A 21,756-nucleotide genomic window follows, 5' to 3' on the forward strand; every position below is an offset into this window, starting at 1 on the left:
TCGCACCGATGTACCAAGGTGCCAACTAGACCAAAGGGCAATGCATCGTGCGCGCCTGGCACTGCCGGGATGAGGTGGATGAGGCCATGCGTGCTTGCGCTGCGTGCACGCGAGTGCACGTGTGCACCTGCCTGCCACGATGCGCGCTGCCCCGGATGCATGTGCGTGAGGCGTCACGGCGCATTGCTTGTCGCCGGAGATACCCTGGCGATGTTTCGGCAGCAGGCGCTCGTGCAGCGGCGCCTATGGCCCTGTGGACGTGGCCGCGTGCCGGCAGGATGCAGCGCTGTCCCTGTACGCATACGGCGTTTCAACATCGGCATGCGGATCAATAGCGGAAGAACACCGTTTCCGCGTCGCCCTGCATGTGGATGTCCCACGTGTACGCACCGCCTGGATGCGGCTGGGCCAGCAAGGTGGCGCGCCGCTCGGCCGGCACCAGCGCCAGGATCGGGTCGCTGCCCAGCTGTGGGTCGTCGGCGAAATACAGCCGCGTCGACACCCCGCGCAAGAGGCCGCGCATGAAGACCAGCACCGTCAGATGCGCCGCCTGCTGCTTGCCGTCCGGGCCCGCCACCCTGCCCGGCTTGATGGTGCTGAAGGTAAAACGCCCGTTGGCATCGGTGGGCACGCGGCCCCAGCCGTCGAAGCTGGGGTCGTGGGCCTCGCAGCGACCGTCGGCCACATGCGCATAGATGCCCGCAGCATCGGCTTGCCACACTTCCAGCACCGCATCGGCCACTGGCGCGCCGGCGCCATCGAAGATGCAACCGCTGATCTGCACATGCGTGCCCGCGGCCTGCGCAGGTGCGATCTGTTGGCGATACAGCGGCTCCAATCCCAGCCGGTAATACGGGCCGACGGTCTGCGACGGCGTTGCATGCAGGCTCATCGTGTCACTCCCAGACCGTTTGCTTGCGACCGCGCAAGACGATGTCGAAGCGGTAGGCCAACGCGTACTCGCTGACGGCGTTTTCCCAGTCGAAACTGGACACCATGCGTTCGCGCGCCAGCGCATCGTCGACACAGTTGAAGATGGGGTCGTGCGCCAGCAGCGGGTCGCCGGGGAAATACATCTGGGTGACCAGCCGCTGCCCGATGCCATCGCCGTGCAACGAAAAATGGATGTGCGCCGGCCGCCAGGCGTTGTAGTGATTGCGCCACGGATACGCGCCCGGCTTGATGGTCTTGAAACTGTAGCGGCCGTGCTCATCGGTCAGCACCTGGCCGGTGCCGCGGAAGTTGGGGTCCAGCGGTGCATCGTGCTGATCGCCAGCGTGCTGGTAGCGACCAGCCGCGTTGCATTGCCACACTTCCACCACGCTGTGGCGGACCGGCCTGCCGTTTTCGTCGAGCACGCGGCCGGAGACGATGATGCGCTCGCCCAGCGGCGCGCCACTGAACCCTGCAGTGAGATCGGCCGCGTGCGCGCCCAGCGTGAGCCGATCCAGGCGCGGGCCGGTGACTTCCGACAGCGTGACCGGCAGGTCGATCGGATCACGCGTAGGCCCTCGCAATGTGGTGGAAGCGTATGCCGGATGCAGGTACGCCGGCTGCGTACCGGGCCGGCTGCGGCGGTAGCCGAGCAGCGGGTCGGCGATGGCAGGTTGGTCAGCGGTGGGATCGCGCATCTTGAATCTCCGTCGGCAACAAGACGACCAGAACGACATGGGTGCAAGGGAAGGACGAGGGAGGTTGCAACAGCCGGTTCACAGGCGCTCGATCGCCAACGCCACGCCCTGCCCCACTCCGATGCACATGCTGGCCAGCCCGAGTCGCCCGTTGCCCGCCTCCAGCTGCCGCAGCAAGGTCAGCGCCAGCCGCGCACCGCTCATGCCGAGCGGATGCCCGAGCGCAATGGCGCCACCGTTGGCATTGACGTGTGCGGCATCGTCGGCCAGGCCCAATGCACGCGTGCAGGCCAGCGCCTGCGCAGCGAAGGCTTCATTGAATTCGATCGCATCGAACTGCGCGATGCGCAGGTGCAAGCGCGCCAGCAGGCGCTGGGTGGCCGGCACCGGGCCGATGCCCATGTACGCCGGCTCCACGCCCGCCGAGGCGAACCCCAGCACGCGCGCACGCGGCGTCAGCCGGTGAGCCTGCACGGCCTGCGCCGAGGCCAGCAGCAAGGCAGCGGCGCCATCGTTGAGACCGGAGGCATTGCCGGCCGTCACGGTGCCGGGCTGGCGGAACACCGGTTTGAGCTTGGCCAGCATGTCGGCGGTGGTGTTGGGTCGCGGCGCTTCATCGTGTTCGACCGTGGAGGCATCGCCGCCCTTGCGCGCTGCCACGGCCACCGGGGTGATTTCCGCATCGAAGAAACCGGCTGCCTGCGCCGCCGCCACGCGTTGCTGGCTGCGCAGTGCGAACGCATCCTGGTCTTCGCGCGCGATGGCGTACCGCTGCGCCACGTTTTCCGCCGTTTCCCCCATCAGTTCGGTGCCATAGACCGCCTGCAGGCGCGGATTGATGAAGCGCCAGCCCATGGTGGTGTCTTCCAGCTGCTGGGTGCGGGCGAAGGCGCTGTCGGCCTTGCCCATCACCCACGGCGCGCGCGACATCGATTCGACGCCGCCGGCAATGGCAAGATCCAGTTCGCCGGCACGGATGCCGCGCGCTACCGTGCCGATCGCGTCCAGGCCCGAGCCGCACAGGCGATTGAGCGTGCTGCCCGGCACCGAAGACGGCAGGCCGGCCAGCAACAGGCTCATACGCGCGACATTGCGATTGTCTTCGCCGGCCTGGTTGGCGCAGCCCAGGTACACATCGTCGATTGCGGCCGGCTCCAGCTGCGACTGCCGCGCCAGCAATGCGGCGATGGGCACTGCGCCCAGATCGTCGGCGCGCACGCTGGACAAGGCGCCACCGTAACGGCCGATCGGCGTGCGGATGCCATCGATCAGGTACACCTCGCTCATGCCTGGGCTCCCATTGCCTGCACACCATGCGCTGCATCGGTGCGTGCCTGCAGCGCGCGCAAGGCATCCAGCTCGGCGGTACTGGGCGGCGTGGTTTGTGCAAGGTCGGCGGCGAACCGGATCGGCCACCCGGTCGCCGCGCTGACCTGCTCGCGCGTGGCGCCGGGATGCAGCGAGGTCACGGTGAGTTCGCGGGTCACGGGGTCGGGTTCCATCACGCACAGGTCGGTGACGACCACGGTCGGGCCGGCGCCGGGGAGGCCGGCGCGCGCGCGCGCATCGCCACCGTCCAGATGCCCGACCGTGGTGATGAAGTCCAACCGCGACACGAAGCTGCGTTCGGATTGGCGCATGATGATGAACACCCGCTTGGCGCTGGCGGCAATTTCCGGCGCGCCACCGGCGCCGGGCAAGCGCGTTTTCGGCGCAGCGTAGGAGCCAATCACGGTGGTGTTGAGGTTGGCGTACCGATCGATCTGCGCCGCCCCCAGAAAGCCCACATCCACGCGCCCGCCCTGCAGCCAGTAGCGGAAGATCTCTGGCGTGGAGACCACGGTGGCGGCGGTTTCGGCCAGCTCGCCGTCGCCGATCGAGAGTGGCAACACCTGCGGGCGCGCACCGATCGGGCCGGATTCGTAAATCAAGGTGACGTCCGGTGCATGCGTCAGCCGAGCCAGGTTGGCGGCAGTGGACGGCAAGCCGATACCGACAAAACACACTGCGCCATCGGGCAGGCGGCGCGCGGCAGCCACCGTCATCATCTCGTTGGTGCTGTAGGCGCTCATGCGGCCACCTGCTGCTGGGACTGTGCATACACGCGCTGAAAACCGGCGAAATCGTCGGTGTCGAGAATATGCGTCTGGATCCAGGCCTGGAACTTCGCACGGTCGCGCGCGATCGTATCCCAGGCCAGATAGAACCGATTGTCGCGCGCGTAGTAGCCATGCGCATACGAGGGCGCCGCGCCACCAGGGACAACGCAGACCGCATCGACAACCCAACGCGGCAGGATGCAGGTATTGGGCGGCGCGTCCAGGCTGTCGACGATCTCTTCCACCGTCACGATCACCTTGCGCGCTGCCAGCACCGCTTCCTTCTGCACGCCCAGAATGCCCCAGAGCAACACGTTGCCGCGGCGGTCGGCCCGCTGGGCGTGGATCACCGTGACATCGGGGTTGACGGCCGGCGAGGTGGCCAGCGTTTGGCCGGTATACGGGCACTGCAGGAACTTGATGCTGTCGTTGACGCGCGGCAGATCCGAACCGACATACCCGCGCAGCACTGCAAACGGCAGCCCCGACGCACCGGCCACATAGGCATTGGCCATATCGGCGTGGCTGTGTTCGCGAATCTGCAGCGGCTGCGGCCAGGCGTGTTCCACTGCATCGCGCAGCCGGTGCAACGAACCGACGCCGGGATTGCCGCCCCAGGAAAACCGCAGCGCTGCCGCGCAACCGGCGCCGATCAGCTGGTCGTAGATCAGGTCGGGGGTCATGCGCACCAGCCGCAGCGCGCGCTTGTGCTGACGGATCACCTCGTGCCCGGCCGCATGCGGAATCAGATGGGTGAAGCCTTCCATCGCCACGCAATCGCCATCGGCGATCAGCTGCGACACCGCTTCCGCGAGAGCGACGATTTCGGCCATTGCGTTCCCTTCCAGCACAGCGAGCGTGGGCTCACGGTAGGCGCAGCCGGCAGGGTGGTCAATCCGATAATCGGTGATTCAAATCGATATTCGCACAATTTCGGCAGAGCCGTAACGCGCCCACATTGTCTCCGGTGTATACATAACTTCGCGCGCAAGCAGACGCCAGCGTTGCATTGCGCGCCCACTAGCTGCAGGCCGGCGCACGCCGCGTCGCATCCAGGTTGCCTACACACCCAGGAGTCACGGTCATGTCGCAGTCCAAGCCGCTGTTTCCCCTCAATGCGTGGTACGCCGTTGCCTGGGACCATGAGATCAAGCACGTGCTCAGCCCGCGCAAGCTCTGCAACCTGGACGTGGTGGTCTACCGCACCACCGCCGGTACGGTCGTCGCGCTCGAAGACGCCTGCTGGCATCGGCTGGTGCCCTTGTCGATGGGCAAGCTGCGCGGCGACGACGTGGTCTGCGGCTATCACGGGCTGGTCTACAACACGCAGGGGCGCTGCGTGCACATGCCCTCGCAGGACACCATCAATCCCTCGGCCTGCGTGCGCAGCTTTCCGGTGGCCGAAAAACACCGCTACGTATGGATCTGGCCGGGCGACCCGGCCAAGGCCGATACGCGCCTGATTCCCGACCTGCACTGGTCGCATGATCCGGCCTGGGCCGGCGATGGCCGCACCATCCATGCCAAGTGCGACTATCGGCTGGTGCTGGACAACCTGATGGACCTGACCCACGAGACCTTCGTGCACGGCTCCAGCATCGGCCAGGACGAGGTGGCCGAAACGCCCTTCGATGTAGTGCATGGCGATCGCAGCGTTGTCGTGTCGCGCTGGATGCGCAACATCGACCCACCGCCCTTCTGGGGCGGCCAGATCGCCCGCCATCTGGACTACCACGGCAAGGTCGATCGCTGGCAGATCATTCGCTTCGAAGCACCCGCCACCATCGCCATCGATGTCGGCGTGGCCATCGCCGGCACCGGCGCGCCGGAAGGCGATCGCAGCCAGGGCGTCAACGCCTATGTGCTCAATACCGTGACCCCGGAAACTGATCGCACGTGTCATTATTTCTGGGCCTTCATGCGCAACTATGCGCTGCACGATCAATCGACCACCACCACGCACACTAACACCATCGCCGGCATCTTCGGCGAGGACGAAGTGGTGCTGGAGGCGCAGCAACGCGCCATCGATGCGCATCCGGATCACACCTTCTACAACCTCAACGTCGATGCCGGCGGCATGTGGGCGCGACGCGTGATCGACCGCCTGATCGCGCAGGAACAACGCGCGCAGGATCTGTCGCTGCGCATGGTGGGCTGAGCACTTCGCATGCGGCCAGCCATGTCATCGCTCACAGCGCCGTATTGCGGTGCCATCACAGCCGGCGCCGGCCGGCAGACCTCATTGCCCGGAGCCCTCCATGCGTAAAGACACCCAGTGGCATCGTGCCCGCGTCGTCAGCATTGCCGACGCCTGCCCGGGCGTGCGCGAAATCGTGCTCGATCCCGGCACCGCTGCGCGCAGCTTCGAGGTGGGCAGCCATGTGGATTTTCGTGTGCAGCTGCATGGTCGCGACGATGTGCGCTCGTATTCGTTGGTGGGCGAACCGCGTGCCGATGGGTACTACCAGATCGCAGTGCGGCAAATGCCCGACAGCCGTGGCGGCTCGCTGCATATGTGGACGCTTGCGCCGGGCGATGTGGTGGAGATGTCGCCGCCCAGCAACAACTTCGCGCTGGATGAAAGCGGCGAGGAAATCCTGCTGATCGCCGGCGGCATCGGCATCACCCCGATCGTCGGCATGGCGCAGCGGCTGGCGCGTGGCCACCGCGCGTTTCGTCTGCTGTACGCCGGCCGCTCGCGCAGCGCAATGGCGTATGTCGACACGCTGGAAGCACTGCTGGGCGAACGTTTGCAACTGCAATGCGACGACAGCGCCGGCCCGCCGGATCTGGCTGCCGAACTGGCGCGCCTGTCGCCCAATGCCGAGGTGTATGTGTGCGGGCCGCTGGGCATGCTCGAGGCGGTACGCCAGCACTGGCACGCCGCCGGCCGGCCGCGTGCGCGCCTGCACTTCGAAACCTTCGGCAATAGCGGGCGGGTGCCGGCGCAGGCGTTCGTGGTGAAATTGCCGGGGCTGGGCCTGGAAGTGCCGGTCGCTGAAAACGAATCGATGCTGGACGCACTGGCCGACGCCGGGGTGGAGCTGATCGCCGAGTGCCGCCGTGGCGAATGCGGCCTGTGCGCGGTGGACGTGCTGGACAGCTCCGCCGATATCGATCACCGCGACGTGTTCTTCAGCGACGAGCAGCGCCGGGAGAATCGCAAGCTCTGTGCCTGCGTGTCGCGTGCGGTAGGCGGCAGCATCAGCATCGACACCGGCTATCGCAGCAAGCTGGGCTGAGCCGGCATCCGGCCGGCTGCGCATCGTCCGGCGGTTGCGGTCGATACTGGGCTTCAGCGAGCAACGCGTTTGCGGCGCCCGCGTTTCATCGGCACGACCCACTGCGTGTCCGCGCGTTGCTGGCCACCTTCTCGTTGGCGCTTCAGCACGCACACACCGAAGGCGGCGATCTTTACCGAGCCCTGACCGAGCCTGCCGGGTAATCGTATGCGTCCAGAACCGTGAAGCCTCAGCGCAGCGCGTCCGGCATGTCGCCTGGGGTGCACCGCTTCAGGCCGATGTTCGCCGGCAAGCCCTATCGCGCTCAGCGTGCACCCCGCCGTGTTTGCATCCTCACGCGTATGCGCGATCATCTGCGCATGGAGTCGACTCACTACAGGACGGTCCCGGCGCCGGCGTTGAACCCGCGCCAGGAGCAATTGGTGGCGCTGGTGCGGCAGCAGGGCTTTGCCGAGGTCGAAGGTTTGGCCACACGCTTTGAGGTGACGCCGCAGACCATCCGGCGCGATCTGACCTTGCTCTGCGATGCCGGCGTGCTGCGCCGCTATCACGGCGGCGTCAGCATGCCCTCCAGCGTGGAGAATCTGGCCTACACCGCACGCAAGGCGCTGCAGGCCCGCGAAAAGCAGCACATCGCCGCACGTGTGGCGCGTTTCATTCCCGACGATGCCTCGCTGTTCATCAACTTGGGTACCACCAACGAAGAAGTCGCACGCGCGTTGCTGCAGCACCGCGGGCTGCGCGTGATCACCAACAACCTCAACGTGGCGGTGATGCTCAGCGCCAACCCCAGTTTCGAGGTGATCGTGGCCGGCGGTGTGGTGCGCGGGCGCGACCAAGGCGTGACCGGCGAGGCGACGGTGGAGCTGATCCGCCAGTTCAAGGTGGACTTCGGGGTGATCGGCATTTCCGGTATCGATCTGGACGGCACCCTGCTGGATTTCGATTACCAGGAAGTGCGCGTGGCGCAGGCCATCATCGAGCACTCGCGGCACGTGCTGCTGGCCGCCGATCACAGCAAGTTCGGTCGCAACGCCATGGTGCGGCTGGGCGCTCTCGCCCAGGTGCACGACTGGTTCACCGACCGGCCGCCGCCGCAGGAGTTGGCAAGCGTCCTGGCCGAGGCCGGTACCCGGGTGCACTTGGCGGACGCGGACGGAACCGCCTGAGTTCGATGTTCGTTTTTGAGCGTTTTTACGCGATAGCCGCCGAAGACCATCGGGCCTGATAGGGACGCCATCTCTTAATCCGCTCTTACATAGCCGATTCGCGCTTACGTCACTGCTGATACTAAAGCTGTCCATCTTCACGCCCCCGCAAGGTTCTATGTTCGAATATGTTCGAACATGACAACTTGGGTTCGCTCATCAGCGCGCCCGGACGGAGGCACCGATGGGCGAGATATACGATCTTCTGGTAATCGGCGGCGGCATCAACGGGGTCGGCATTGCCCGTGATGCGGCCGGGCGCGGTCTGTCGGTGTGCCTGTGCGAGCAGGACGACCTGGCCGCGCATACCAGCAGCGCCAGTACCAAACTCATTCACGGCGGCCTGCGCTATCTGGAGCAGTACGAATTCGCGCTGGTCGGCAAGGCACTGGCCGAGCGCGAAGTGTTGCTGCGGCTGGCCCCGCACATCATCTGGCCGTTGCGCTTCCTGCTGCCCCACCAACCGCACCTGCGCCCGGCATGGATGATCCGCGCCGGGCTGTTCCTGTACGACCATCTGGGCGGCAGCAAGCGCAGCCTGCCACGCTCGCGGCGGCTGTCGCTGCGGACGCACCCGATCGGTGCGCCGCTGCAGGAATCGCTGCGCACCGGCTTCGTGTATTCGGACGCCTGGGTGCAGGACGCGCGGCTGGTGGTGCTCAACGCGATGGACGCCGCCAGGCGCGGCGCCAAGATCCACACGCGCACGCGCTGTGTCGGTGCCTGGCGCGATGCCGGCTTCTGGTATGCCGAGCTCGAAGACCGCGAGGGCCGCCGCCGCACGGTGCAGGCGCGCGCGCTCGCCAATGCGGCCGGCCCCTGGGCAGTGGCGTTCCTGGACACCGTGGCCTCGGTGCCGCACGAACACGCATTGCGGCTGGTCAAGGGCAGCCATATCGTGGTGCCCAAGCTGTTCGATCACGACCATGCTTACATCTTCCAGCAACCGGACCGGCGCATCGTGTTCGCCATCCCCTACGAGCACGACTTCACCTTGATCGGCACCACCGACGTGGACTACGAAGCCGACCCCGCCGCGCCGAAGATCGATGCGGCCGAAGTGCAATACCTGTGCGACGCGGTGAACCTGTATTTCCACCAGCAGATCTCCCCCGCCGATGTGGTGTGGAATTACAGCGGCGTGCGGCCGTTGCTGGACGATGCCGAAGACAACGCAGCCGAAGTGACCCGCGACTACCAGCTGGAAGTGGTCACCGAGGGTGCGCCATTGCTCAACGTGTTCGGCGGCAAGCTGACCACCTATCGCAAGCTCGCCGAAGAGGCAGTGGACCGGCTCACCCACGCGCTGGGCGCACGCAAGCCGGCGTGGACCGCACGTGGGGAGGCATTACCAGGCGGCGAGCAGCGCGATATCGCCAGCCTGCTGGAACGCGTCGGCCGCGCGCGCCCCTGGCTGCCGGCGGCGACTGCGCAGCGGCTGGTGCGCAACTACGGCACCTGCGCCGAACAACTGCTTGGCGATGCGCAGAGCCTGGCCGATCTGGGCACGCACTTCGGTGCGGACCTGTACCAGGCCGAGGTGGATTACCTGCGTCAACACGAATGGGCGGTGGCTGCCGACGATATCCTGTGGCGGCGCAGCAAGCTCGGCCTGCGGATTGATGCGGCTGGGCGGCAGCGCCTGGAAGACTATCTGCAGACGCAGCCGATCCGGCAACGCGATGCCGTTTCTGCTTGAACACACCGCGTTTCCGGCGAGGACGGGTCGCCCGGCAACGTATTCCGGCGCTTCAGCCAGCGTCACCCAAGTCACGTGGAGGGCACCCCAGATGAGCATCACCGACCACCGCTGCGCGCGAGCAAGCGCGCTGCACGCTGTTTTCTGCATCTTCGACCTTGCGGGCATGCACGCATGAGCCGGCAACTCGTAGGTGAGTTGATCTCCGAGGCGGTCGCGATGTTCATCATCATCGCGCTCGGCGATTCGGTGGCGGCGATGTACATCCTGTACGACCCCAGCCCTTATCAAAACGCCTATTGGGGCGTGTGTATCGCCTGGGGCCTGGCGGTGACACTGGCGATCTACGTGACCGGCTCGGTATCCGGGACGCACGCCAATCCGGCGGTCACGCTGGCGCTGGCACTGTTCCGCGGGTTTTCCTGGAAGAAGGTATTGCCCTACTGGTTTGCGCAGGTGGTCGGCGCATTCCTGGGCGCGGCCATCGTCTATCAGTTGTACGGGCCGGTGATCGATCACTTCAACCAGGTGCAGCAGCTCACCCGCGAAGCCGGCGGCGCAGCCGGGGTGTTCTTCACCGCACCGGGGCTGGCGGTCACGCCGATGCATGCGCTGGTCGACCAGATCATCATCACGGCGTTCCTGATCTTCGGCATCTTCGCCATCACCGAGCAGTTCAACGAGGCCGCACCCACTGCCAACTCCGGCGCGTTGATGATCGGCTTGCTGGTCGCCACGCTGGGCGCGTCGATGGGCTATCTGGAGGCCTGGGCGATGAACCCGGCGCGCGACTTCGGCCCGCGCCTGTTCGCGTATTTCGCCGGCTGGGGCGAGGCCGCGTTGCCGGCCAAGGACAACTATTGGTGGATCCCGATCGTTGGCCCGTTGATCGGTGGGCCGATCGGCGCGCTGGCCTACCAGTGGCTGATCCTGCCATTCCTGCCGGCGCGGGTGCGCCATCTGCAGGGCGGCGGCAAACCGCTCGATCCACTGTGATGGTGCTGCGCCAAGCCAACAATCACGCTGACGACGCGTGAGGTTACCTGTGGCCAAGCCCTGATGGCCACGCGGCGTCATCGCCTGCACCGACCTTTCTCGCCGTGCGCCAATGCCGGCATTGTTCGAGGAATCTTCGATGGAAAAGCAGTACGTCCTTGCGATCGATCAAGGCACCACCAGCTCACGCGCGATGTTGTTCGACCGCCAGGGCAAGGTGGCCGGCGTGGCGCAGCGCGAATTCGGCCAGATCTTTCCGCAGCCGGGCTGGGTGGAACACAACCCGCGCGAGATCATGACCAGCGTCTATACCACCATCACCGAACTGCTCAACAACGCGCAGATCGATGCGCGCGCGATCGCCGGGATCGGCATCACCAACCAGCGCGAGACCGCGGTGGTGTGGGACAAGGCCACCGGCCAGCCGATCTACAACGCCATCGTGTGGCAATCGCGGCAGACCAAGGACATCTGCACCCAGCTCAAGGAGGCCGGGCATGAGCAGATGGTGCGCGAGAAGACCGGCCTGCTGATCGATGCGTATTTTTCCGGAACCAAGGTCAAGTGGATTCTCGACCACGTCGAAGGCGCGCGCGAACGCGCGCAGAAAGGCGAACTGGCGTTCGGCACCATCGACAGTTGGCTGATCTGGAATCTCACCGGCGGCAAGGTGCACGTCACCGACTACACCAATGCCTCGCGCACCATGATGTTCAACATCCACACGCTTGAGTGGGATGCTGAACTGCTGGCCATGTTGGACGTGCCTGCGCAGATGCTGCCGGACGTGCGTTCGTCCAGCGAGATCTATGGCATGACCCAGACCCAGTACTTCTACGGCGAACAGGTGCCCATCGCCGGCATCGCCGGCGACCAGCAGGCCGCGTTGTTCGGCCAGGCCTGCTTCGAACCGGGCATGGCGAAAAACACCTATGGCACCGGCTGTTTCATGCTGATGAATACCGGCGACAAGGCGGTGGCGTCCAAGGCCGGTTTGCTGACCACGATTGCCTGGGGCATCGACGGCAAGGTCGAATACGCGCTGGAAGGCGCGATCTTCGTTGCCGGCTCGGTGGTGCAGTGGCTGCGCGATGGCTTGCGCATGCTGGGCAAGGCCAGCGACTCGCAAGCCTATGCCGAGCGTGCCGGCGACAACGATGGCGTGTACATCGTGCCGGCCTTCGTCGGCCTGGGCGCGCCGTACTGGCGCAGCGACATCCGCGGCGCGGTGTTCGGGCTGACGCGTGGTACCACCAAGGAACACTTCGTGCGTGCAGCAGTCGAATCGATGGCCTACCAGACCCGCGACGTGCTCACCGCGATGCAAAGCGATTCCGGCATCGAGCTGAAAGAACTGCGTGCCGACGGCGGTGCCATCGCCAACGACTTCATGGCGCAGTTCCAGAGTGACATTCTCAATGTGCCGGTACTCCGCCCGGAAGTCGCGGAAACCACTGCGCTCGGTGCGGCGTATCTGGCAGGGCTTGCAACTGGATTCTGGGGCAGCCGCGAAGAAATCGCCAAACAGTGGGCCGTGGATCGTCGCTTCGAGCCGGCCATGGCCGACGACAAGCGCCAAGCGCTCTACGCCGGCTGGCAGCAAGCAGTGGAAGCGACGATGGGATTTCGCATCAGCTGACACTGGGGCCGCCAACACGGCAGCGCCCACCGTGAGGTGGGCGCTGTGATGAGCTCATCTTCGAGCGTCGAGGACACACGCAGGGCCACGCAACGCAGCCTGGTGTGCAGCGGTGGTTACTGGCTGCCGGTGCTGGCACGTCCGGCGATGGTGTCCGGGTCCCAATGTTCCTTGATCAGGCCCTTCTCGATCCGGAACATGTCGAACCAGGTGGTGGTGTACGTGGTGCCGGGCTTATTGGGGTTGGGTAAGGTGCGCACCGACACCAAAGTGACCAGATCGCCATCGGCGGTAATGGCGACCAAGGGCAATCGCACCCGCGGCTGCACCGGCGTCGGCTTCACGAACGCGGTCAGGAAGGCGATAAACGCATCGCGCCCATTGGCCACGTTCGGATTGTGCTGGATGTAGTTCTTGTCCATGTACATCGGCGCGTACTGCACCTGGCCAGCTTCGAACACGGTGCGCCAGAAATCGTAGACCAGCCGCTTGTTGGCAGTTTCATACCAGGTGCTGCCGAGCAGCATCTTCTGATGATTGGGATTGGCCGTTACCGCGGTCTGCGCGAACGCAGCCATTGGTGCGATGAGCATGACCAGCAACAAGGCACGGGAGAGCAACTTCTTCATGGAGTACTCCTGGGTGGAGAGTGGCAGTGCGCTCATCGGGGACGCCAGCAACGTGTCCGTTGAGCGGGGGGAAGACGCGCGTGCGCACAGCTGCATTAACGCGTCATCGCCACCCTACCGGTGCCGTTCACCGGCCCGCTAGCCGCCTGAGCATGCACCTGGGCACTTGTGCAACCGTTGGTGAGAAAAACATCACCCATGCGGTGAGCGGCAGCGTGCTGCTGCACCGTGTACAGAATGGACCCGGGTGTCGCGGTCGAGTGGGCGATGACCGCAGTGGAAGCAATGCATGTGCGCTGACGCGCATCATTCAAGCCGGTTTGGGGAAGCGCTGTTGTGCGCACGCATCGCACTTGCGCAGCCAAGGCGACATCGAGCCAGGATATCCACCTAGAAATCCGCTCCGCGGCGTCTGCTATTACGCAATCACGAATGCGCCATCAGTCCGATAGCGCGGCCAACGGGAGACCTGCATAATTTTCCGCCAGCGTCGCGCGGCCCGCCTCGCTACCGAGCAGATAGTCCAGCTCCGCTCCGTGCAGCCGCGCAGTGAATGCGTCTTCGTCATCGAAGCGGTGCAACAGGGTGGTCATCCACCACGAGAACCGCTCGGCCTTCCACACACGCTGCAAGGCCAAGGTCGAATACTGTTCCAGCACACCGGCATCGCCGCTTGTCTTCCAACGCTCGAACAGCTGCGCCAACAAGCCGACATCGCCAAGCGCCAAGTTCAGGCCCTTGGCGCCGGTGGGCGGCACGATATGTGCAGCATCGCCAGCCAGGAACAAGCGGCCATACTGCATCGGCTCGGCGACGAAACTGCGCAGCGGTGCGATGCTCTTCTCGATCGATGCGCCGGTCACCAGTTGCGCCGCCAACGCAGGCGGGAGCCGTGCACGCAACTCGTCCCAGAACGCCTGATCGCTCCAGGCCTCCACCTGCGCGCTGGCCGGCACCTGGATGTAATAGCGCGTACGGGTGGGCGAGCGCATCGAACATAGTGCAAACCCGCGCCGGTGACGTGCGTAGACCAGTTCTTCGTGCACGGGTGGCGTATCGGCCAGCACCCCGAGCCAACCAAACGGGTACACACGCTCGAACAGGCGCAGCCGCTCGGCGGGGATGCTGGCACGGCTGACGCCGTGATACCCATCGCAGCCGACGATGTAGTCGCAGTCAAGACGCCTGCGCTGGCCGTCCTGCGTGAACTCCACTGCAGGCGTGGGGCCTTCCACATCGCACAGGGCCACGTCCTGCGCGTTGTAATGGGTAGGTGCCCCGCTGCGCTGGCGCGCATGCATCAGATCGGCGGTGACCTCGGTCTGCCCATAAACGGTGACGCCGCGGCCGCAGCCGCGCAGCAGATCGATACGCTCGCGCTGACCGTCCAGGGACAATTCGAAGCCGTGATGCAGCAAGCCTTCGCGCTGCAACCGCTCGCCGACGCCGGCGCGCTGCAGCAGTTCCACACTGCCCTGCTCCAATACCCCGGCGCGGATGCGCGCCAGCACATGCTGGGGCGTCTGCCGCTCGACGATGACGCAATCGATGCCGGCGAGCCGCAACAGTTCTCCCAGCAACAGGCCCGATGGCCCGGCGCCGATGATCGCAACCTGCGTTCGCATGCACTGCTCCTGGCCTGGATGGCGATGCGTGCAGTGTCGGTAGCCAAAGCACTGCGTTGAAGGGATGATTGCGTGCAGTCCTTGGACTTTTCGACGATGGCCACATCCGTGCCCGACACTGCCGCAGTCCCTGCCTTCGGCTTGTACGGCGAGCAACACGCCGATGCCGCCGAATTGCTGCATTGGGAATCGATTGCCGCACGCAGCCGGCTGCACGACTGGCAGATCGTGCCGCACCGACACGAGGATTTGGCGCAACTGGTCTATGTGCAGCGCGGACCGGCCACCCTGCAGCTGGATGGGCGCACCCAACGCCTGCGCGGTGCCAGCGTGGTGTGGCTTCCGCCGCTCTGCGTGCATGGCTTTGCCTTCGACCCGGCAGTGCGTGGCCACGTCATCACCATGTGCATGCCGCTGGTCAGGACGGCGCTGAACGCTGCGCCGTTACTGCAACAGGTCATGGCCGCGCCAGCCGTTGTGCACGCCCAGCATGCGCGCAAATGGCTGGATGTGTTGTTTGGCAGCATTGCGCAGGACCACGCACGCCGGTCGATCGGCGATGACCTCGCAGCGCAGGCCGCAGCGGCGCAGCTGGTCATCTGGATGGCGCGTACGGCACTGGAGCGGGCCCGGCATGCCGCAGCGATCAGCCCGCAGGCAGACCCGGCGCTGCGCCACCTGCGCGCCTATCAAGGCTTGATCGACCAGCACTACCGCGCCCACTGGCCGATTTCCCGCTACGCCGATCAACTCGGGTTGACGCCCGGTCACCTCAACGCGTTATGCCAGCGCCTGGCTGGCGCCTCCGCACTGCAGTTGTTGCAGCGCAGGATCATGCTGGAAGCACGCCGCACCCTGCGTTACACCAGCCTGAGCGTGCAACAGATTGCCGCCAGCCTTGGATTTTTCGACGCCGCCTATTTCAGTCGCTACTTCGCACGGCACGCCGGTTGCTCGCCGACGCGCTTTCGGGCCGGTCAGTAGGAGCGACCAGCAGAACGACTTCGCTCACTCGCTGCGCGCGTAGCAGGGAGAACGTTCTGCAGACCAGCTGCAGGGTCCTTGCCCGCCCACCATCGCAGGACACGCTGCACGTGGCGAGGGCACCGCGCGCTCGACCAGTGAAGCCTTTGCCTGCATCCAGAACTGATGCAACGCCGCACCAAAAATCCAAGGCAATGGCCGGGCACGTGACCGCCATCCATACAGCGATGGAGAGGCCGAGCCAGCCGCCCCATCCCCAACCCGTTGCGATCAGAACGGATACTGCGGTACTTCGCTCTTGATCGTCAGCCATTGCCAGTGCGTGTACTGCTCCCAATCGGCGGGGCCGCCGACGCTGGTGCCGTTGCCCGACGCACCGGTGCCGCCGAATGGATTGACGACTTCGTCGGCCACCGTCTGGTCGTTGATGTGCAGCAGGCCGGTGTGCAACTTCTCGCCCAGGGCCAGCGCGCGCGAGACCGATGCGGACAGGATGCCGGCCGCCAGCCCGTACTCGCCCTGGTTGGCCAACTCGGCAGCGTCGTCGTCGGTGTCGAACACGGTGATGTTGATCACCGGGCCGAACACTTCTTCGTCGAACGCGCGCATGCCAGGACGCACGTTGGACAATACGGTCGGCGCATAGAACAGGCCTTCATGGGTGGCGCCGGCCTCCACGACCGCGCCGGCTGCAACGCTATCGTTGACGATGTCGACGACGCGCTGCAGCTGGCGTTGATCGATAATCGGGCCCAATGCCACGGTGCCGCTGACCGGGTCGCCTACCGGCAAATGGCGCGCTTTTTCGGCCAGCCGTTGGGTCAGTGCCTGCGCCACGCTGCGGTGCACCAGCACACGCCCGGTCGCCATGCAGATCTGGCCCTGGTGCATGTAGGCGCCGAACGCGACCGCCGAGGCAGCCTTGTCCAGATCCGCGTCGTCGAGCACGATCACTGCGTTGTTGCCACCCAGTTCCAGCGAGACTTTCTTCAGATGGCGGCCGGCAATTTCGCCGATGCGGCGGCCGGCGGCCGTGGAGCCGGTGAACGCAATCATCGGGACATCCGGTGATTCCACCAGCGCCTGGCCAATCTGCGCATCGCCATGCAGCACGTGCAGCAGGCCCTTGGGCAGGCCGGCTTCTTCGAGCACCTGGGCGATGATCACGCCGCCGGTGTAGGGCGTGCGCGGGTCGGGTTTGAGAATGACCGCATTGCCCATCGCCAGCGCCGGCGCCACCGAGCGCAGCGACAGAATCAATGGGAAATTGAACGGCGAAATCACCCCGATCACGCCCAATGGCAGGCGGCGCGCAAGGCTGAGTTGGCCGGACGCGGTCGGCAACATCTGGCCGCTGGCCTGCAACGGCATTGCGGCAGCCTGCTGGTAGAACACCAACGATTCGTCCACCTCGCGCTGGGCCTTGGGCAGGATGCCGCCGGTTTCGCGCGCAATCAGCAACGTGGCTTCGGCACTGCGTGCCTGCATCGCCTGCGCAGCACGATGAAAGACGGCTGCGCGTTCGCGCGGCGGTGTTGCGGCCCAGGCACGCTGCGCCTGCTTGGCCTGTGCGATGGCAGCGGCGACATCGGCCAGGTCGGCCTTGCCCACTTCATGCAGCAAGGCGCCGGTTGCCGGCTCATGGATGGGCACGCTGCCACCGCGACCGGGCACCCAGTCGCCATTGAAGATGCAGCCATGCCACGCGGGCGTGTCGGTCGCAGCGGCGGTTGCGCTGGTAAGGGCATTCATGGTCTAGCCTCCTGCTAAAAACGTGTGGGGATTACAGCGTGGTGGAAGCCAGCCCGCCATCGATCGGCAGGGTGATGCCGTTGATCCAGCGGGCTGCGTCGGATGCCAGAAACACGATGCCCTCGGCCACTTCATCGGCATAGGCCGGGCGGGTCATGCGCTTGGCGTCTGCCTTGACACGTTCCTCGCCGAGCATGGCAGCAAAATCGCCCAGGATCGGGGTGAACACCGGGCCCGGAGAGACGTTGTTCACGCGCACGCCGTGGTCGGCGAACCAGGGCCGCGATTGCAGCAAGGTCCACACGATCAAGGCCTCTTTGAAGTATTGGTAGCAGGTGTCGTGCGCCACCGGATGCGCCGCCAGCCACGCGCGGCCGCTTTCGAAGCTGTCGGTTGCCGCCAGCTGCTTGTGCAGGTCCAGACGCTGCGGCCATTCGGCGCCCAGGATCGAGGCGACATTGATGATGGAACCGCCCGGCACGATGCGTGGCAGCAACCCCTGGGTCAGATGGCGCAAGCCCAGATAGTTCACCCGCGCCACCACATCCAGCGGCGCGGTGCCCGGCACGCCGGCAATGTTCGCCAGGGCATCGATGTGGTCCGGCAACGCCTTCACCAGGGCATCGATGGATGCCGGGTCGCCGAGATCGGCCTGGTGAAAGCCGTGCAGGGTCATCTGCACGGGCGTGCGATCGACCCCGATCACCTTGGCACCATGAAACCGCGCCAGCCGTGCGACCTCCGCGCCAATGCCCGACGCCACGCCGGTCACCACGATCGTCTTGTTCTGCAAATTCATCGCCATCCTCCAAAGGAGCCAGCCGTGCCGGCGCTAGAACACATGGACATACTCGAAATTGACATTGTTGCCGGACGCGGCATTGCGCACCTCCACCGGTAGATAGACGTTGGCGAACAGGATGTTGTTTGCATCAAAGCGCCACACGCCACCCGGCCCTGCATAGAACGCGCGTTGACGGCTGTCCGGCACGCGCTGGTCGTTGGTGCGGTTGTCGCGGAACTGGGTCAGGTAATACGCATTGATGCCCAGCCGCAGCTTCGGTGCCACCTCCCAGGAGGTGGCGAAGTTGATCCATCCCGCATCGCCTGCCTGACCATTGCGGAAGTCGAAGCCTGGCGGCAAGTTCGGACGGCGCTCGCTGTGAAAGTTGTAGATGTAGTTGATGCGTGCGCTAAGTTCCCAATTGGGCGTGGGCAGTACCGTGAATGCGTAGCTTGGAATGAGCGACCAGTAACCGGAGCTCTGGTTGAGATCGCGATTGCCGTCGTACTTGCCAATCGGTGCCACGGCGTCGAATTCGAAACGCTGCGAGAACACCGCTCGCCCGTTGCGTATCAAAGGTGGCATTTGCAGATACGGCCCGAACGTCACATCACCCACGCCGGCGCCATTGTCACGCAGCGTGGCAATGCTGTTGCGGCCGAAGGAGGCATCCAGATTGACCAGCGGCACCAGCGCAGTGATGCCGAGCGCGCCGCCGAATACGTGATAGGGCGTGACGTAAGCGAACTGGGTCAGCAACACGGTGGAATCGATCCGCGGGTTGTCGAACACCGGGATATCGTTGCCACGTGCGTCCTTGATGGCATCCAGCCCGTTGTGCCGCAGATAGGTGACCACCGCCAAGCCGGGCGTGGTGCTGGTAAAGCCATCCAGGAAACTGGTGCCCCCGGTATTGATGCCATTGGTCAGCGCCGCGCTCTGTGGCGCACTTTGCGCAGGCGCCGCACCCGCTGCCAGGCATGCCGCCAGGCCGAGCAACGCGCGCAGCCGCCAGCCTGCTGCCACACCCGCACCACGCATCACCGATGATCGAATCACTGCAGATATCTCCAGCGTTGGGAAGCAACAGCGGTGCGTGCCACATCAGCGACGGCAGGCAAGCGCGCGCGCCGCGCGACGCACAGCACGTGCAGTGGAAACGTTCGTTGGGAATGGCTGCCGGGCGGCAGGCCGCCGACCGAGGCGGGTTACGGCGTGTCCAGACGGTCCAGACGGTCCAGGGCGCGCAACAACGGTGCTTCGCTGGAACCGAGCACGGCACTGAGCTGCTGTTCCATGCGCAGCACTTCGGCCTCGGCGGCGGCCAGGAGCGCGGCACCGGCCGCGGTCAGCGAAAGGTGCTGCATGCGCCGGTCCTGCCGCCCACGCACCTGCCGCAGCAGGCGACGCTTGACCAGCCTGGCCACCACGATCGCCAGATTCGGCGGCGACACGTGCAGCACATCGCCGATCTGGCGCTGGTTGATGCCGGGGTTGCCATCCACCAGCATCAGCAGCGAGAAGTCGACCGGCTTGAGGTCGAAGGCGGCCACGCACTCCTGGAACATCCGCCGCACCATCAACTCGGTGCGGGTGATGCGATACCCCAGCAACCGCAGCAGCCGCGCCTGATCCACCGTGGTGACGGCATCGGGCAAGGGCGCAGCAAGGGCGGTGACGGGCATGGCGGTTCTCGCGACGAGGGCAGCGGGCGGACCGGTACGCGCAATGCGCCGCATCCGCAACGCCGATCCACGGCGTGCACCGCATTGTAGACGCCACCGGGCCTGCTGATGTGGACAGGCACGCCGCGGGCGCACGCGCCGCGGGTGCGTCAGCCCCGACGCCCTGCCACGCACGCAGCCTGCAGCGGCGGGCCAGCGCTGCGGCTGACGGGGGGCGACGGTGATCCGGGCAAGGCTGAGACATGGTTCCGGCCGGCAAGTGATTGCGTTCCGGAATAGTTATTGATCATAACTACATTGCCAAGCTGCAGCGCAGCATGGTCGCGTTCGCTAGCGGGGTGGCGCTTCTGTGCAAGGAGTGTCGCGGTGATCGGCGCGCATGACGCACCGCGCGCATTGCCGCGGCGGCTGCCGATTCAACGCCTGTATAGCCCGTCTAGGGCAGCCAGAGCTTTTCCAGATCGCGGAAGCCCCATTCGGCAGGGCTTTCCATCTGCGCAATGCGGTCATGGCAGTCCGGACGCGACAGGTCGATGTCCTGCACCAACACGTGGCTGCGCAACTTGGCCGAATAGAACACGCGCACCTTGGGCTTGAGCAGCGCATCGGGCGTCTGTTCGATCACCACCGCAAGTTTTTGCGACTCCAGCCGCACCAGCGAGCCGACCGGATAAATCCCCAGCCGGCGCACGAAAGCCTGGAACACCACCGGGTCGAAATGGCCCTTCCAGGACGCCATTTGCTTGAGCGATTCGGCCGGATCCCAACCGCGTTTGTAAGGGCGGTCCGAGCTGATGGCGTCGTAGACATCGCAGACCGCACCCATGCGCGACATCAACGAAATATTCTCGCCCACCAATTGATTCGGATAGCCGCTGCCATCCATCTTTTCGTGGTGATGCAGCGCGATTTCCAGCACCACCGCGTTCTGCACGCCGCCGGCCACCAGCAGCCGATGGCCATCCAGCGGATGCTGGCGCATGATCTCCATTTCGTCGTTGGTGAGCCGGCCGGGCTTGTTGAGAATTTCCAACGGTGTCACCGCCTTGCCCATGTCGTGCAGCAGGCCGCCCATCGCTGCTTCCACCACCTGCGATTCGGGCAGGCCGAGCTGGCGCGCCAAACCGCTCATCAGCCCGGCCACGGCCATCGAATGCAGATAGGTGTAGTCGTCGGCGGTCTTGAGCCGCGCCACGCTGATCAAGGCCTGCGGATGCCGCAGCACCGAGTCGTTGATGGCTTCCACCAGCGGCATGGCCGCTTCTGTGTCGACGGTGCGCCCCAGCCGCACATCGCGGAACATCGCCTCGACCATGTCGCGGCCGTCTTCGAAGATGCGGCGTGCGCGTACCACCTCCGCTTCGATGCCGACCTGGGCGGTCACGCTGTTGGTGCGCACGCTACGCGGCGCGGCGGCAGGCTCCGGCGGTTCGGGCGCAGCAGGCGCCGGGCTCGGCGGCGCGGCTGGTTCGGCGGACACGCCAGGGGGCGCGGGCGCCTCCACATCCAGCCCGCGCGCGGTATCGATCACCAACTGCTCGATGCGGCTGTCATGGATCTTCTCCACATCGTCGGAATCGACCAGAAACGACGTCTTCCAGAACGGATGGTGCACCCACGCGCCCAGCAGCTTGTAGACGTACATGCCGGGGCGGAGTTGATCTGAGTCGATGGTTCTGAGCATGCCGGCGCTGGTCTGCACAATGTCCAGGAAAAGTTCGCCACGACTTGGCGGTCTGCGGTGTTATCGGCACATGGCACGATTTCTTTGGCCCGCGGC

Annotated in this window: 19 protein-coding genes; 7 read left to right on the plus strand and 12 right to left on the minus strand. The window is 65.5% G+C overall.

The genetic code is table 11. The features are described from left to right. Positions 1 to 328 precede the first annotated feature (328 nt). The 5 genes from pcaG to J7396_RS04970 form a co-directional block, all read right to left on the minus strand. Positions 329 to 892 carry a protocatechuate 3,4-dioxygenase subunit alpha gene (pcaG, locus tag J7396_RS04950; RefSeq protein ID WP_014089111.1) on the minus strand — a complete coding sequence of 188 codons (564 nt, stop codon included), beginning with the start codon at positions 890 to 892 and terminating at the stop codon, positions 329 to 331. Positions 893 to 896: 4 nt separating this feature from the next. After that, on the minus strand, positions 897 to 1,631 hold the full coding sequence (pcaH, locus tag J7396_RS04955; RefSeq protein ID WP_014089110.1) for a protocatechuate 3,4-dioxygenase subunit beta: 735 nt from the start codon (positions 1,629 to 1,631) through the stop codon (positions 897 to 899). Positions 1,632 to 1,709: 78 nt separating this feature from the next. Next, positions 1,710 to 2,918, minus strand: coding sequence for a 3-oxoadipyl-CoA thiolase (pcaF, locus tag J7396_RS04960; protein WP_029818388.1), 1,209 nt, complete (start codon positions 2,916 to 2,918; stop codon positions 1,710 to 1,712). Further along, the gene (locus J7396_RS04965) at positions 2,915 to 3,703 is read right to left on the minus strand and encodes a CoA-transferase subunit beta (RefSeq protein ID WP_011346070.1); all 789 of its coding nucleotides are present in this window, start codon (positions 3,701 to 3,703) and stop codon (positions 2,915 to 2,917) included. Before J7396_RS04965 ends, pcaF begins: the two co-directional genes overlap by 4 nt. Then, a complete protein-coding gene (locus tag J7396_RS04970; RefSeq protein WP_209261080.1) occupies positions 3,700 to 4,563 on the minus strand; it encodes a CoA-transferase in 864 nt (287 codons plus the stop codon). Before J7396_RS04970 ends, J7396_RS04965 begins: the two co-directional genes overlap by 4 nt. Before the next feature lie 251 nt (positions 4,564 to 4,814). Between J7396_RS04970 and J7396_RS04975 the strand changes: the two genes are divergently transcribed. The 6 genes from J7396_RS04975 to glpK all read left to right on the plus strand — a co-directional run bounded on the left by J7396_RS04975 (position 4,815) and on the right by glpK (position 12,517). After that, positions 4,815 to 5,891, plus strand: coding sequence for an aromatic ring-hydroxylating dioxygenase subunit alpha (locus J7396_RS04975; protein ID WP_209261081.1), 1,077 nt, complete (start codon positions 4,815 to 4,817; stop codon positions 5,889 to 5,891). Between the two features lie 100 nt (positions 5,892 to 5,991). After that, the gene (locus J7396_RS04980; protein ID WP_029818385.1) at positions 5,992 to 6,975 is read left to right on the plus strand and encodes a PDR/VanB family oxidoreductase; all 984 of its coding nucleotides are present in this window, start codon (positions 5,992 to 5,994) and stop codon (positions 6,973 to 6,975) included. 341 nt (positions 6,976 to 7,316) lie between these two features. After that, positions 7,317 to 8,144, plus strand: a complete 828-nt coding sequence (locus J7396_RS04985) for a DeoR family transcriptional regulator (protein ID WP_008577964.1) — start codon at positions 7,317 to 7,319, stop codon at positions 8,142 to 8,144. A gap of 223 nt (positions 8,145 to 8,367) precedes the next feature. Then, positions 8,368 to 9,882 carry a glycerol-3-phosphate dehydrogenase gene (glpD, locus tag J7396_RS04990; RefSeq protein WP_209261082.1) on the plus strand — a complete coding sequence of 505 codons (1,515 nt, stop codon included), beginning with the start codon at positions 8,368 to 8,370 and terminating at the stop codon, positions 9,880 to 9,882. 174 nt (positions 9,883 to 10,056) lie between these two features. Further along, positions 10,057 to 10,878, plus strand: a complete 822-nt coding sequence (locus tag J7396_RS04995; protein WP_014089103.1) for an MIP/aquaporin family protein — start codon at positions 10,057 to 10,059, stop codon at positions 10,876 to 10,878. 139 nt (positions 10,879 to 11,017) lie between these two features. Beyond that, the gene (gene glpK / locus J7396_RS05000) at positions 11,018 to 12,517 is read left to right on the plus strand and encodes a glycerol kinase GlpK (RefSeq protein ID WP_057682097.1); all 1,500 of its coding nucleotides are present in this window, start codon (positions 11,018 to 11,020) and stop codon (positions 12,515 to 12,517) included. Between the two features lie 116 nt (positions 12,518 to 12,633). On the opposite strand, the gene J7396_RS05005 is transcribed toward glpK, so the two are convergent. Next, positions 12,634 to 13,146, minus strand: a complete 513-nt coding sequence (locus J7396_RS05005) for a nuclear transport factor 2 family protein (protein ID WP_209261083.1) — start codon at positions 13,144 to 13,146, stop codon at positions 12,634 to 12,636. 440 nt (positions 13,147 to 13,586) lie between these two features. Beyond that, positions 13,587 to 14,771, minus strand: a complete 1,185-nt coding sequence (pobA, locus tag J7396_RS05010; RefSeq protein ID WP_136733349.1) for a 4-hydroxybenzoate 3-monooxygenase — start codon at positions 14,769 to 14,771, stop codon at positions 13,587 to 13,589. 96 nt (positions 14,772 to 14,867) lie between these two features. Between pobA and J7396_RS05015 the strand changes: the two genes are divergently transcribed. Further along, positions 14,868 to 15,755 carry a helix-turn-helix domain-containing protein gene (locus tag J7396_RS05015; protein WP_014089100.1) on the plus strand — a complete coding sequence of 296 codons (888 nt, stop codon included), beginning with the start codon at positions 14,868 to 14,870 and terminating at the stop codon, positions 15,753 to 15,755. 270 nt (positions 15,756 to 16,025) lie between these two features. Here the strand turns inward: J7396_RS05015 and J7396_RS05020 are convergent, their stop codons facing one another. The 5 genes from J7396_RS05020 to J7396_RS05040 form a co-directional block, all read right to left on the minus strand. Continuing rightward, positions 16,026 to 17,507, minus strand: a complete 1,482-nt coding sequence (locus J7396_RS05020) for a benzaldehyde dehydrogenase (RefSeq protein ID WP_209261084.1) — start codon at positions 17,505 to 17,507, stop codon at positions 16,026 to 16,028. 31 nt (positions 17,508 to 17,538) lie between these two features. After that, the gene (locus tag J7396_RS05025; protein WP_014089098.1) at positions 17,539 to 18,306 is read right to left on the minus strand and encodes a coniferyl-alcohol dehydrogenase; all 768 of its coding nucleotides are present in this window, start codon (positions 18,304 to 18,306) and stop codon (positions 17,539 to 17,541) included. A 33-nt stretch (positions 18,307 to 18,339) separates the two neighbouring features. Beyond that, on the minus strand, positions 18,340 to 19,332 hold the full coding sequence (locus J7396_RS05030) for a transporter (protein ID WP_209261182.1): 993 nt from the start codon (positions 19,330 to 19,332) through the stop codon (positions 18,340 to 18,342). 167 nt (positions 19,333 to 19,499) lie between these two features. Beyond that, entirely contained in the window at positions 19,500 to 20,030 is a 531-nt protein-coding gene (locus J7396_RS05035) for a MarR family transcriptional regulator (RefSeq protein ID WP_029818376.1), read from the minus strand. 382 nt (positions 20,031 to 20,412) lie between these two features. Next, on the minus strand, positions 20,413 to 21,660 hold the full coding sequence (locus J7396_RS05040; RefSeq protein ID WP_057682098.1) for an HD-GYP domain-containing protein: 1,248 nt from the start codon (positions 21,658 to 21,660) through the stop codon (positions 20,413 to 20,415). Between the last annotated feature and the right edge of the window lie 96 nt (positions 21,661 to 21,756).

It is taken from the genome of Xanthomonas sp. A1809 (assembly GCF_017746015.1).
Classification (GTDB): domain Bacteria; phylum Pseudomonadota; class Gammaproteobacteria; order Xanthomonadales; family Xanthomonadaceae; genus Xanthomonas; species Xanthomonas euvesicatoria.

Excerpts from the sequence above, each read along its gene's own strand:
- J7396_RS04980 (WP_029818385.1), top strand. The coding sequence starts at position 5,992 with ATGCGTAAAGACACCCAGTGGCATCGTGCCCGCGTCGTCAGCATTGCC.
- J7396_RS04995 (WP_014089103.1), top strand. The coding sequence starts at position 10,057 with ATGAGCCGGCAACTCGTAGGTGAGTTGATCTCCGAGGCGGTCGCGATG.
- J7396_RS05035 (WP_029818376.1), bottom strand. The coding sequence starts at position 20,030 with ATGCGGCGCATTGCGCGTACCGGTCCGCCCGCTGCCCTCGTCGCGAGA.
- J7396_RS05015 (WP_014089100.1), top strand. The coding sequence starts at position 14,868 with ATGGCCACATCCGTGCCCGACACTGCCGCAGTCCCTGCCTTCGGCTTG.
- J7396_RS05005 (WP_209261083.1), bottom strand. The coding sequence starts at position 13,146 with ATGAAGAAGTTGCTCTCCCGTGCCTTGTTGCTGGTCATGCTCATCGCA.
- J7396_RS04985 (WP_008577964.1), top strand. The coding sequence starts at position 7,317 with ATGCGCGATCATCTGCGCATGGAGTCGACTCACTACAGGACGGTCCCG.
- pobA (WP_136733349.1), bottom strand. The coding sequence starts at position 14,771 with ATGCGAACGCAGGTTGCGATCATCGGCGCCGGGCCATCGGGCCTGTTG.
- J7396_RS04975 (WP_209261081.1), top strand. The coding sequence starts at position 4,815 with ATGTCGCAGTCCAAGCCGCTGTTTCCCCTCAATGCGTGGTACGCCGTT.
- J7396_RS04970 (WP_209261080.1), bottom strand. The coding sequence starts at position 4,563 with ATGGCCGAAATCGTCGCTCTCGCGGAAGCGGTGTCGCAGCTGATCGCC.
- J7396_RS05025 (WP_014089098.1), bottom strand. The coding sequence starts at position 18,306 with ATGAATTTGCAGAACAAGACGATCGTGGTGACCGGCGTGGCGTCGGGC.
- J7396_RS05030 (WP_209261182.1), bottom strand. The coding sequence starts at position 19,332 with ATGCGTGGTGCGGGTGTGGCAGCAGGCTGGCGGCTGCGCGCGTTGCTC.
- pcaG (WP_014089111.1), bottom strand. The coding sequence starts at position 892 with ATGAGCCTGCATGCAACGCCGTCGCAGACCGTCGGCCCGTATTACCGG.
- pcaF (WP_029818388.1), bottom strand. The coding sequence starts at position 2,918 with ATGAGCGAGGTGTACCTGATCGATGGCATCCGCACGCCGATCGGCCGT.
- glpK (WP_057682097.1), top strand. The coding sequence starts at position 11,018 with ATGGAAAAGCAGTACGTCCTTGCGATCGATCAAGGCACCACCAGCTCA.
- pcaH (WP_014089110.1), bottom strand. The coding sequence starts at position 1,631 with ATGCGCGATCCCACCGCTGACCAACCTGCCATCGCCGACCCGCTGCTC.
- glpD (WP_209261082.1), top strand. The coding sequence starts at position 8,368 with ATGGGCGAGATATACGATCTTCTGGTAATCGGCGGCGGCATCAACGGG.
- J7396_RS05020 (WP_209261084.1), bottom strand. The coding sequence starts at position 17,507 with ATGAATGCCCTTACCAGCGCAACCGCCGCTGCGACCGACACGCCCGCG.
- J7396_RS05040 (WP_057682098.1), bottom strand. The coding sequence starts at position 21,660 with ATGCTCAGAACCATCGACTCAGATCAACTCCGCCCCGGCATGTACGTC.
- J7396_RS04965 (WP_011346070.1), bottom strand. The coding sequence starts at position 3,703 with ATGAGCGCCTACAGCACCAACGAGATGATGACGGTGGCTGCCGCGCGC.